12 protein-coding genes are annotated in these 10,587 nt (G+C 59.7%); 5 read left to right on the top strand and 7 right to left on the bottom strand.

Annotated elements, in window-relative coordinates; translation table 11 throughout:
* Positions 1 to 36: 36 nt before the first annotated feature.
* The 4 genes from ACZ89R_RS21880 to mdaB all read right to left on the bottom strand — a co-directional run bounded on the left by ACZ89R_RS21880 (position 37) and on the right by mdaB (position 3,978).
* On the bottom strand, positions 37 to 405 hold the full coding sequence (locus tag ACZ89R_RS21880; protein WP_429544607.1) for a glyoxalase superfamily protein: 369 nt from the start codon (positions 403 to 405) through the stop codon (positions 37 to 39).
* Positions 406 to 655: 250 nt separating this feature from the next.
* The gene (locus ACZ89R_RS21875) at positions 656 to 2,101 is read right to left on the bottom strand and encodes a SulP family inorganic anion transporter (RefSeq protein WP_429544608.1); all 1,446 of its coding nucleotides are present in this window, start codon (positions 2,099 to 2,101) and stop codon (positions 656 to 658) included.
* A 206-nt stretch (positions 2,102 to 2,307) separates the two neighbouring features.
* A complete protein-coding gene (locus ACZ89R_RS21870) occupies positions 2,308 to 3,219 on the bottom strand; it encodes a LysR substrate-binding domain-containing protein (protein WP_429544609.1) in 912 nt (303 codons plus the stop codon).
* Positions 3,220 to 3,387: 168 nt separating this feature from the next.
* Positions 3,388 to 3,978, bottom strand: a complete 591-nt coding sequence (gene mdaB / locus ACZ89R_RS21865; RefSeq protein ID WP_429544610.1) for an NADPH:quinone oxidoreductase MdaB — start codon at positions 3,976 to 3,978, stop codon at positions 3,388 to 3,390.
* A gap of 160 nt (positions 3,979 to 4,138) precedes the next feature.
* On the opposite strand from mdaB, the gene ACZ89R_RS21860 reads away from it, so the two are divergent.
* The gene (locus tag ACZ89R_RS21860) at positions 4,139 to 4,453 is read left to right on the top strand and encodes a putative quinol monooxygenase (protein ID WP_429544611.1); all 315 of its coding nucleotides are present in this window, start codon (positions 4,139 to 4,141) and stop codon (positions 4,451 to 4,453) included.
* Here the strand turns inward: ACZ89R_RS21860 and ACZ89R_RS21855 are convergent.
* A complete protein-coding gene (locus ACZ89R_RS21855) occupies positions 4,443 to 5,207 on the bottom strand; it encodes a sulfite exporter TauE/SafE family protein (protein WP_429544612.1) in 765 nt (254 codons plus the stop codon). The two genes, ACZ89R_RS21860 and ACZ89R_RS21855, sit on opposite strands and share 11 nt — an antisense overlap.
* A gap of 235 nt (positions 5,208 to 5,442) precedes the next feature.
* Between ACZ89R_RS21855 and ACZ89R_RS21850 the strand changes: the two genes are divergently transcribed.
* From ACZ89R_RS21850 to ACZ89R_RS21835, 4 genes are all read left to right on the top strand, one after another.
* Positions 5,443 to 6,327: a LysR substrate-binding domain-containing protein gene (locus tag ACZ89R_RS21850; RefSeq protein ID WP_429544613.1), complete on the top strand. Its 885-nt coding sequence runs from the start codon at positions 5,443 to 5,445 to the stop codon at positions 6,325 to 6,327.
* A 45-nt stretch (positions 6,328 to 6,372) separates the two neighbouring features.
* Complete coding sequence (locus ACZ89R_RS21845; RefSeq protein ID WP_429544614.1) at positions 6,373 to 6,945, top strand: NAD(P)H-dependent oxidoreductase; 573 nt, start codon at positions 6,373 to 6,375, stop codon at positions 6,943 to 6,945.
* 51 nt (positions 6,946 to 6,996) lie between these two features.
* Positions 6,997 to 7,368, top strand: coding sequence for a MerR family transcriptional regulator (locus ACZ89R_RS21840; protein ID WP_123498819.1), 372 nt, complete (start codon positions 6,997 to 6,999; stop codon positions 7,366 to 7,368).
* A 107-nt stretch (positions 7,369 to 7,475) separates the two neighbouring features.
* Positions 7,476 to 7,820 carry a cupin domain-containing protein gene (locus tag ACZ89R_RS21835; protein ID WP_007900627.1) on the top strand — a complete coding sequence of 115 codons (345 nt, stop codon included), beginning with the start codon at positions 7,476 to 7,478 and terminating at the stop codon, positions 7,818 to 7,820.
* A gap of 240 nt (positions 7,821 to 8,060) precedes the next feature.
* Here ACZ89R_RS21835 and mmsB read toward each other — a convergent pair whose 3' ends face one another.
* Both mmsB and ACZ89R_RS21825 read right to left on the bottom strand, forming a co-directional pair.
* Entirely contained in the window at positions 8,061 to 8,948 is an 888-nt protein-coding gene (mmsB, locus tag ACZ89R_RS21830) for a 3-hydroxyisobutyrate dehydrogenase (protein ID WP_123498817.1), read from the bottom strand.
* Positions 8,949 to 8,958: 10 nt separating this feature from the next.
* Entirely contained in the window at positions 8,959 to 10,476 is a 1,518-nt protein-coding gene (locus ACZ89R_RS21825) for a CoA-acylating methylmalonate-semialdehyde dehydrogenase (RefSeq protein WP_429544615.1), read from the bottom strand.
* Positions 10,477 to 10,587 lie beyond the last annotated feature (111 nt).

Raw genomic sequence — 10,587 nt, 5'->3', positions numbered from 1 at the left:
CGCATTTGTACAAAACGATATCAATGCCAGTTTCTCTCAAACACTAATCGCATTAGTAAACACCAACCGATTCCCAAACGGATCACTGATGGTCATGTCCTGGCTTCCCCAGGGCATGGCCTGAATCTGTGGGCGAGCGAAAGCATACTCCTTGGCCAACAATTGCTGCTGGAACACCTCCAGTTCATCGGTCTCAATGCGCAACGCCGAGCCCGGTGTGCTGTCACCGTGATGTTCGGACAGGTGCAGCACGCATTCGCCACGGGAGATTTGCAGGTACAGCGGGAAGTTTTTTTCAAAGCGATGCTGCCAGTCGATCTTGAACCCCAGGAAGTCGACGTAAAACTCCAATGCCTTGGTTTCATCGAAAATCCGCAGGATCGGGGTGGTTTTGCCCAAGCTCATGGAGTTGCTCCCAGATTGAGAAGGCCCAGAGTGTAGCTGGGCTGGATGTCAGCGCTTCGGCTTGGGAGCGGCTTTCTTTAATCGCAATGTGCCACCACGAGACATGAATCAATGAAAGTAATTCGTGGAGGGCTATGGGACGTCGTGCAGAAGTATGGTAGGTCGTGAGTTATGAAAATCGGATGGGGGAACTTTCATTCCCCCCGTCGCTGATCGTTCCCACGAGCATGGGAACGATCACTGATCGATTTCAGTCATGATGCTCGCTGGCGCGTTTGAGCAGTTTCTTGCAGCGTTCGGACAAATGCAGCACGCGTAGCTGCTTGCCAGCCTTGGCGTAGCGCTCGCGTAATGTCCTCAGCGCAGCGATGGCCGAGTAGTCGACGAAGCTCAGGTGGCGACAATCAAGGGTCACCTGGGCTGGGTCATTGGCGGGATCGAACTGATTGAGGAATGGCGTGGTAGAGGCGAAAAACAGTGTGCCGTGCAGGCGGTAGAGTTTGCTGCCGTCGCTTTCCTGATAGCTGTCGGCATACAGCTCGCGAGCCTGTTGCCAGGCAAAGTTGAGCGCCGCAATGATGATCCCGCACAACACGGCGATGGCCAGATCGGTGAACACCGTAATCACCGTCACCGCGATGATCACCAGGACATCGTTCAGCGGCACCTTGTTCAGCACCCGCAACGAAGCCCAGGCGAAGGTCTGCTGCGACACCACGAACATCACCCCGACCAGTGCGGCCAGCGGGATGCGTTCGATCAGTGGCGAAAGGAACAGCACGAACAACAGAACCATCACCCCGGCCACTGCACCGGACAGCCGACCACGACCGCCGGAGCTGAGGTTGATCACGGTTTGCCCGATCATGGCGCAGCCGCCCATGCCTCCGAACGCACCAGAAATCATGTTGGCAGCGCCCAATGCCACGCACTCGCGATCCGGGTAGCCACGGCTCTCGGTGATCTCGTCAGTCAGGTTCAGGGTCAGCAGGGTTTCCAGCAGACCGACCAACGCCATCAATATCGCGTAAGGGGCGATGATGCGCAGGGTTTCCAGGTTCCACGGTAGGTCTGGTAGCGCGAAGCTCGGCAAGCCACCGGCAATGTGCGCCATGTCACCCAATGTACGAGTTGGCAGGCCGAGCAGATAAACCGCCAGCCCAACGCCCAGAATCGCCACCAGCGCAGGCGGCACGGCACGCGTCAGGCGCGGCATCAAATAAACGATGGCCATCGTCAGCGCCACCAGCCCGGCCATCATGTACAGCGGCGCACCACTCAACCAGCCGTCACCGCTCTTGAAGTGCTCCAACTGGGCCAGGGCAATGACAATCGCCAGGCCGTTGACGAAGCCGAGCATTACCGGGTGCGGCACCATGCGCACCAGTTTGCCCAGCCTCAACAAACCGAACGCCAGCATGATCAAGCCGCCCAGCAGCACCGTCGCCAGCAAGTACTGCACGCCGTGCTGCACCACCAGCGCGACAATTACCACGGCCATCGATCCGGCGGCACCGGACACCATCCCCGGCCGCCCGCCAAACAGCGCAGTCAGGGTGCAGATGATGAAAGCGCCGTACAGCCCCATCAATGGATTGAGGTGGGCCACCAGCGCGAAGGCGATGCATTCGGGCATCAGTGCGAAAGAGGTCGTGAGTCCGGCCAGGACATCGGCGCGCAGACGTTTGGGTTTCATGGCTTACCTAAAAAATACAGGCGGGAGAAGAGAGGGCGGATGTTACGGAATTGAGGGCGGGCCGACCAGTGAATGGGCCGCCGAAAACGCAATCGCGAGCAGGCTCGCTCCCACAATGGACTTGCGCCGTTTCACAATAATGTGATCAACACAGACCCCGTGTGGGAGCGAGCCTGCTCGCGATGAACGATGACGCAATCTCCGAATCAGCCCTTGAAATCCGCAATCGCATAAGCCGCCAATTTGCCCTGGATGAAGTCCAGGAAGCACTGAATCCGTAGGGCAAGTTGCGAGTTGCGGTAGTACACCGCGTTGATCGGTTGGCGATATCCGCTGTTGAACTCCGCCAGCAGCACCTGCAAGCGACCGGCGCGGATGTCGTCGATGGTCATGAAGTGCGACAGGCAGGCGATGCCCTGCCCTGCCAGCGCCAGGTGCCGGATCGTCTCGCCGCTGGACGCATTGATCGACGCATGGATCGGCCAGCGATCACCGTGGACATAGCGCAACGGCCATTGGTTGAGGCCTTCATTGTGGGTAAAGCCCAACAGCTTGTGCTCGGTCAAATCCGCGACAGCGCTCGGTGTGCCATGTTGTTCCAGATACGCCGGGCTGGCGACGATGTGTAGCGGGCTGCAACCCAGTGAGCGGGCATGCAGGGTCGAGTCGGCCAACGTGCCGATGCGGATGGCGATGTCGGTGCTTTGTTCGAGCAGGTCGATGATCAGGTCATTGCTGTTGAGTTCGAGCTGGATGTCCGGGTAGAGACGGCGGAACTCATCGATGTACGGCACGATGGCGTGCAGCATGAATGGCGAGGCAGCGTTGATTCGCAGACGTCCGGAGGGGGTTTGCTGGCGTGAGGACAGGCGCTCTTCGAGTTCGTCCATCTGATCGAGAATCAGCTTGGCGTGCTCGAAGAAGTACTTGCCCTCCTCGGTCAGGTCCATGCGTCGCGTGGTGCGGTTGATCAGCGTGGTGTCGAGCTTGGCCTCCAGTCGCGACAGCGTGCGGCTGACCGCCGACGGCGTTTGCCCGACCTGTTCGGCAGCCGCTGAAATCGACCCGCACTCAATCACGCAGACGAAAATCTGCAACTCATCGGATCTGGCTTTCACGTGTGTCCTCGTTCGCTAATCGGCGTGGCATGAATCGCCACGATCGCAGCCTGCGGCAGCTCCTACAAGGATTGCGCGCCGCCCCGAGTCTTCGGGTGTACACCCTCTGTAGGAGCTGCCGCAGGCTGCGATCTTTCCTGCCGTTGCGACGGATACTAGCCGGAAAACTCAGGCCGGTAAGCCAAACACCTCGGCCAAATGCTGCTCATAGCGCGCCACATCGGCTTCGATATTCGGGCGCTTCATCACGTCAACGCACAGGAAGGTCGGCAAACCGGTCATGCCGAGGAAGGTGTTGGCCTTGTGGAACGGGAAGTACACCGCGTCCACGCCTTTGGCTTCGAAGAAGTCGGTCGGGTCGTCGAAGGCCTGCTGCGGCGCGTTCCAGGTCAGCGACAGCATGTATTTTTTACCGTGCAACAAACCGCCGCTGCCGTACTTCTGCGACGCGTCGGAACGCGTGCGGCCATCGCTGGCGTAGAGGCTGCCGTGGCCTTCGGTGAAGACTTCATCGACGTACTTCTTGACGGTCCAGGGCGCGCCCATCCACCAACCGGGCATCTGATAAATGATCACATCGGCCCAGAGGAATTTGGCGACTTCCTCCGCGACGTCGTACCCCTCGTCGATGAACGTGGCTTTTACATCCACACCGCCGCGATCCAGCACGCTCAGCGCCGCTTCGTGCAGCGTCGTGTTGTAGCGACCATCGGAGTGGGCGAATTTTTTGCCGCCATTGAGCAACAGGACTTTTTTCATGAGAAGTCTCGCAAAGTTGAAATTCGATGGCGGCAGAGTAGTGATCGACCTCGCGTGGAATAAGCCCTCATTCAGCAAAATTCATTTGACCAATACGCACGAATCAACAGGCGATTATTGCCATAAGCTTGCGCCAATTCTGACTTTCAAGGAGAACCTGATGAGCGAACTGCAAGGCTTCATCCTGCACGCCAAGACCCGCCCGGAAAAAGCCGATGCCTTCGAAGCGTTGTTCCGTGCTTATGTCGAACCGAGTCGCGCCGAACCCGGCTGTATCGAGTACCACATGCTGCGCGACAAACAGGACCCGACGCTGTTTATCTTCTACGAGATCTGGCAGTCCCAGGCCCATCTGGATGCGCACTCGAACCTGCCGCACATGAAGCAATTCCTCGACCAGCGCATGGAGTTTCTGGAACGGGATTTCGATATCCGGCCGATCGAGATGCTCAGCACTTCGTCCGCTAGCCGCTGATCAGCAAGTGGCCACCGAGCAGGCCGAGGCCGATGAAGAACGCGCGCTTGAACAACACGGCGCTGATCCGCTGGCGCAGCCATTGCCCCAGCAACATGCCGAGCACTGCCGGAATCAGCGCCAGCAGCGATGCACTCAACTCGCCTCCGCCGAGGGCGCCGCGCCATAACAGCCCGGCGGCCAACGCCAGGGTCGAGACGGTGAACGACAGGCCCAGTGCCTGCACCAGTTCATCCTTGCTCAAGCCCAGCGCTTGCAAATAAGGCACCGCCGGAATCACGAAAACCCCGGTGGCCGAAGCGATGATGCCCGTCAGCACACCGCACAGCGGACCGAGCCAACGCTCGGTGCGACCTGCGACCCGCAAGGTCGGCAGGAACAACCCGCTCAAGGCGTATATCAACAATGCCGCCCCCAGCCCCCGCACGACCCAATGCCCGCGGGCCATGCCGATCCACAGAGTACCGGCACCCGTGCCGATGAAAGTTGTCAGCAGCATGGGCCACATCCGGTTCAGCAGCCCGCGCAAATGACCGCCGAATGCCAGTTGCCAGACATTGGTCAGGGTAGCGGGAATAATCAGCAACGCCGCAGCCTGCGACGGTGCCATAGCCAGACCGAGCAAGCCCATGGCAATGGTCGGCAGGCCGAGGCCGATCACACCTTTGATCATCCCGGCCAGCAGGAAGGTGGCGATAACCAATAAGGACAGGGCCAGACCCAGATGCTGGTAGAACGCGGCGAGTGTATTCATGGGGCTATGGTGAGCCCTGAAGGTTGCCTTGAAAATCTGCCATATACTGAGGCTGCCTCTTGGTTTGATAGAGGCTAAAGTTTTCGTTGCGGCTGCTGACGCCTTCGCGGGCAAGCCCGCTCCCACAGTCGAAATGTATCGAACGTAAATTTGTGTGTCCTCCAAAGACCCCTGTGGGAGCGGGCTTGCCCGCGAAGGGGCCCGCCCAGCCAACAAACCTCCCGAGGCTGTAACGATGCACTTCGACCTGACCGACCTGCGCCTCTACCTGAACATCCTCGACACCGGCAACATCACCGCCGGCGCCGCCCGCAGCCATTTGTCGCTGGCGGCGGCGAGTGCGCGAATCCGCGCCATGGAAGCTTCACTGGGCATCGAGTTTCTTGAGCGAGGTCGCCGCGGTGTCAGCCCGACTCCGGCCGGCAAGGCCCTGGCGCAGCACGCCCGCGTTCTTTTGCAACAGGCCGAACGCATGCGGCAGGACTTGGCCGAATACGCCAAAGGGGTCAAAGGCCAGGTGCGGTTGTTGTGCAACACCACTGCAATCACCGAGTACCTGCCGGAGTTGCTGGCAGACTTTCTGCGCGATCATCCGAACCTCGACATCGACCTGCAAGAGTTGCCCAGCGCGCGCATCACCCACGCCTTGCGCCAGGGTGCGGCAGACCTGGGCATCGTGTCCGACGCCGTGGATGCCGACGGCCTTCAGACCCGCTATTTCCGTGACGACCCACTGGTGTTGATCCTGCCCTGCGATCATCCCTTGACCGACAGCGAACCATTAAGTTTCAGCGCCACCCTGTACCACGATTATGTCGGCCTGAACGCCAACAGCGCCTTGGCCGTGTACCTGGAAGAACAAGCCCTGCACAGTGGTTTACGGATGCAGATCCGCATCCGTGCCGATGGCTTCGATGGCGTGATGCGCATGGTCGCCCGAGGTGCCGGGCTGGCGATCGTGCCTTTGGCGGCAGTCGAACGCTGGCCGACTGAAACACCGTTCAAAAGCATCACACTGAAAGAGCCATGGGCACGACGCAAACTGTTGCTGTGCGCCCGGGACTTCGCCGTGCTGCCCGGTTATGCCCAGGCTTTGCTGAACGTCTTGACTCTCCCCTGAGGGGCAGACTTTACCCTTGAGGTTTCATCTTCAGGGACCGTTACGATGAGCAAGCGAATTCTGGTGATCCTCGGTCATCCTTCGAGCAACAGTTTCTGCGGCGCACTTGCCGAACGCTACGCACAATCAGCGTTGCGTGCCGGTCATGAGGTGCGCCAACTGTGGCTGGGCAAAATGGACTTCGACCCGGTGCTGCGCGAAGGCTATCAACATGTGCAGCCGCTGGAAGCCGACTTGCGCCGTGCTCAGGCGGACATTCTGTGGGCCGAACACCTGGCCCTGGTCTATCCGATCTGGTGGGGCGGCGTACCGGCCTTGCTCAAGGGTTTTCTTGATCGGGTGTTGCTTCCGGGCTTCGCCTTCAAGTATCGCGAAGGCAAAGCCTTTCCCGACAAATTGCTGCATGGCCGCAGCGCGCATCTGCTCGTGACCATGGACACGCCACCCTGGTACTACCGCTGGATCTACCGCATGCCCGGGCTGCATCAGATGCGCAAAACCACCCTGGCGTTTTGTGGCATCGAACCTCAGCGCACGCTCACCTTCGGGCCGGTCCTGGGGTCCAGCGCCGGTCAGCGCGAAACCTGGCTGCTGCAAGCCCAGGCTATCGCCAGCTGATGAGTCTGCCGATAATGGGGCTGACTTACCCTCGGCAAAAAAGGACTTTTCATGTACATCGGCCAAGCCGCGCATCGCTCGGGCACGACGATCAAGAGTATTCGCCATTACGAGTCGATCGGCTTGCTGCCTGCCGCTCGGCGGCAAGGAAAATACCGTGTCTATGATCAGCACAGCGTCGACCTGCTGATCTTCATCAAGTGCGCTCAACACTTAGGTTTCAGGCTCAAGGAGTTGCAGGCGATCTTTACCGGGCATCAAGGCCTGGCGATGCCCTGGTCATTGGCGCAGCAAGCCATCGATGCCAAGAAGTGCGAAATCAGCGACAGGATTACCGCACTCAGGCATCAACACGAGCAATTGGTCGAGTTTGAAGCCAGCCTCACACAGGCCAGAGCCGATTGCCCGCTGGAAAGTCTTTGAGAGTCTGCGCGTTTCTGGACAGCTCAATGTCGAATACAGACAACTGAACGGTGTATGGGCGCTATAGGGTGCGACTTCAGTTCTTGAACCCACTGCCCGGAGTCATCATGACCGCACCGATTACCGTCCTTCGCGATACTCATCCACTGCCCGTGCTCGACGCCTGCAAATGGGAAAAACTCGAAGGCGACCCTCACACCGTCAACCTCAACGCCTACACCAGCGAAGACGGTAGCAAGATCATGGGCACCTGGATTTGCACGCCAGGCAAGTGGTACGTGGAATACGTGAAGTGGGAATACTGCCATTTCCAGGAAGGCTACTGCATCATCACCCCGGAAGGCATGGCGCCGATCCACCTGCGTGCCGGTGACATTTTCGTCATCGAGCCAGGGATGAAGGGCACATGGGAAGTGGTTGAGACCGTGCGCAAATATTTCGTGTTTGCCTGATGCAAAAAACCGAGAGACCACCCGACGTGGTCTCTCGGCAAAAAAACTATTGGCATGCACAAAATCCTGTGGCGAGGGAGCTTGCTCCCGCTGGTTCGCGAAGCGAACCCAACAAGCTGATGCGGTGTTTCAGATACCCCGCATGCTCAAGACTTACGACTGCTTCGCAGCCGGACGGGAGCAAGCTCCCTCGCCACCAAAGCCCACAGGCAAGCCTCCCATCACTATCCCGCAAAATCCTTATTGGGGCTTGCGATAGCTATTGATGATCGCCGAGAAGTCCTTCCCCCCTTCCCCACGCTGACTCATCGCCTGATACAACTGCTGCGCCACCGCGCCGAGCACCACCGGTTGGTGCGCCTGACGTGCCGCCTCAGTGGCCAGCCCCAGATCCTTGAGCATCAGTTCGGCACCGAAACCGCCGGTATACCCGCGCGAGGCCGGAGCCGTTTCGACGATGCCCGGCCACGGGTTGTACATCTCCGAACTCCAGCACCGCCCGGTGGAACTGTTGATGATCCCCGCGAGCACCGTCGTGTCGATCCCCAGCGCGTCACCCAAGGCCATGGCTTCGCTGACGCCAACCATGGAAATCCCCAGCAGCAAGTTGTTGCAGATCTTGGCAATTTGCCCGGTGCCGACTTCGCCGCAATGGACGATGTTGCGGCCCATCTGCGCCAGCACCGGTTGCAGGGTCGCGAACAGCTCAGGCGTGGCGCCGACCATGAAGGTCAGCGTCCCGGCCGCAGCACCGCCGGTACCGCCGGAGACCGGTGCATCGGCCATGACCACGCCTTGTTTGGCAGCTGCGGCGGCAACGTCGCGCGCCGTCTGCGGATCGATGGTGCTGCAATCCACCGCGGGCACACCCTGGGCAATCCCCGCCAGCACGCCATCTTCGCCCAGCCAGACGCTGCGCACATGCACAGCGGCGGGCAGCATGGTGATCACCAGCTCTGCATCTTGAGCGGCTTCACGCGCCGAAGCGCTGATGCTGCCGCCCAGTTGCTCCAGCTCTGCCAGCACAGCTTTGTTCAGATCGACCAGGCGCAGTGAATGGCCGGCCTTGATCAGGTTGCGCGCCATCGGCGCGCCCATGTTGCCGAGACCGATAAAAGCGATTTTCATGTCCGGCTCCTTAACGCAAGTGGATGGTGGTGTTCACACCGTCGTTGACGCTGTCATCGTCGAACCAGCGAGCAGTGACGGTCTTGGTTTGAGTGTAGAACTGCACCACTTGCTTGCCATAAGGACCGAGGTCACCGAGCTTCGAACCACGAGAACCGGTGAAGCTGAAGAACGGTACCGGCACCGGAATCGGGATGTTGATGCCGACCTGGCCGACGTCGATTTCCGTCTGGAATTTACGCGCCGCCGCACCGCTCTGGGTGAACAAACCCGTGCCGTTGCCGAACGGGTTGGCGTTGACCAGTGCGATGGCTTGATCGAGGGTATCGACTTCCAATACCACCAGCACCGGGCCGAAGATTTCCTGGGTGTAGATCTGCATCTCGGGAGTCACGCCAGAGAACAGGGTCGGGCCGACGAAGTTACCCTGCTCGTAGCCCGGAACGCTGATGTCGCGACCATCCAGTTCGAGCTTGGCGCCTTCCTTGATACCGCTTTCGATCAGCTCAAGAATCCGCGCCTTGGCCCGCTTGGAAATCACTGGGCCAACATCAGTGCCCGGCTCGCTGCCGGCATTGACCTTGAGTTTCTGCGCCAGCGCTTTCAGGTCTGGCAGCCATTGTCTGGCCGCGCCCACCAACACCACCACCGAGGTGGCCATGCAGCGTTGCCCCGCCGCACCGAAACCGGCGCCGACCAGCGCATTGAGGGCTTGCTCGCGATTGGCATCGGGCAGCACAACGGCGTGGTTCTTGGCGCCCATCATCGATTGCACGCGTTTACCGTGTTTGCCGGCCAGGTCGTAGACATGGGTGCCGACCGCAGTCGAACCGACGAACGAAACAGCCTTGATGTCCTTGTGGGTGCAAAGCGCATCCACCACATCCTTGCCGCCATGAACGACGTTGAGCACACCCGGCGGAATGCCGGCCTCGATGGCCAGTTCCACCAACAGCATGGTCGACATCGGGTCCTGTTCGGACGGCTTGAGCACGAAGGTGTTGCCACAGGCGATGGCCATCGGGAACATCCACAGCGGAATCATCGCCGGGAAGTTGAATGGGGTAATGCCGGCACAAACGCCGATCGGCTGACGCAAGGTGTAGGTGTCGACACCGCCAGCGACGTTCTCGGCGAACTCGCCCATCTGTAGGCTGCCAATGGAGCAGGCGTGCTCCACCACTTCCAGGCCGCGGAAAATATCGCCTTCAGCGTCGGCGATGGTTTTGCCCTGCTCATTGCTGAGTACCACGGCAATACGCTTGGAGTGTTCACGAATCAATGCCTGAAGCTTGAGCATGATGCGCATCCGCGCGCCGATCGGCGTCAGCCTCCAGGTCTGGAAGGCGCGATGGGCGGCGCTAATGGCGGCATCGACTTCGGCGGATGTGGCGAATGGGACTTTGGCCAGCACTTGTTGCGTCGCCGGGTTGACGATGTCGTGCCATTCGGTGGTCTGGGATTCGATCCACTCGCCATCGATCAACAGCTTGACCTTTTGCACGGTGGTTTCTAGCGATGCGTTCATATTGGTCTCCGGACGTTGTTCTTATTTAGAGAGCGATCTTTGGAGCCAAGGCGAGAAAGCCGCCTTGAGATGAGGCGTGTGTCGCGAATTGGTTATCGGACTGTTTTTGGA

The sequence above is a fragment of the Pseudomonas sp. TE3728 genome (genome assembly GCF_056279145.1).
Note: the sequence above shows the minus strand (reverse complement) of the source record. Positions and strands in the feature narration are given on the sequence as shown.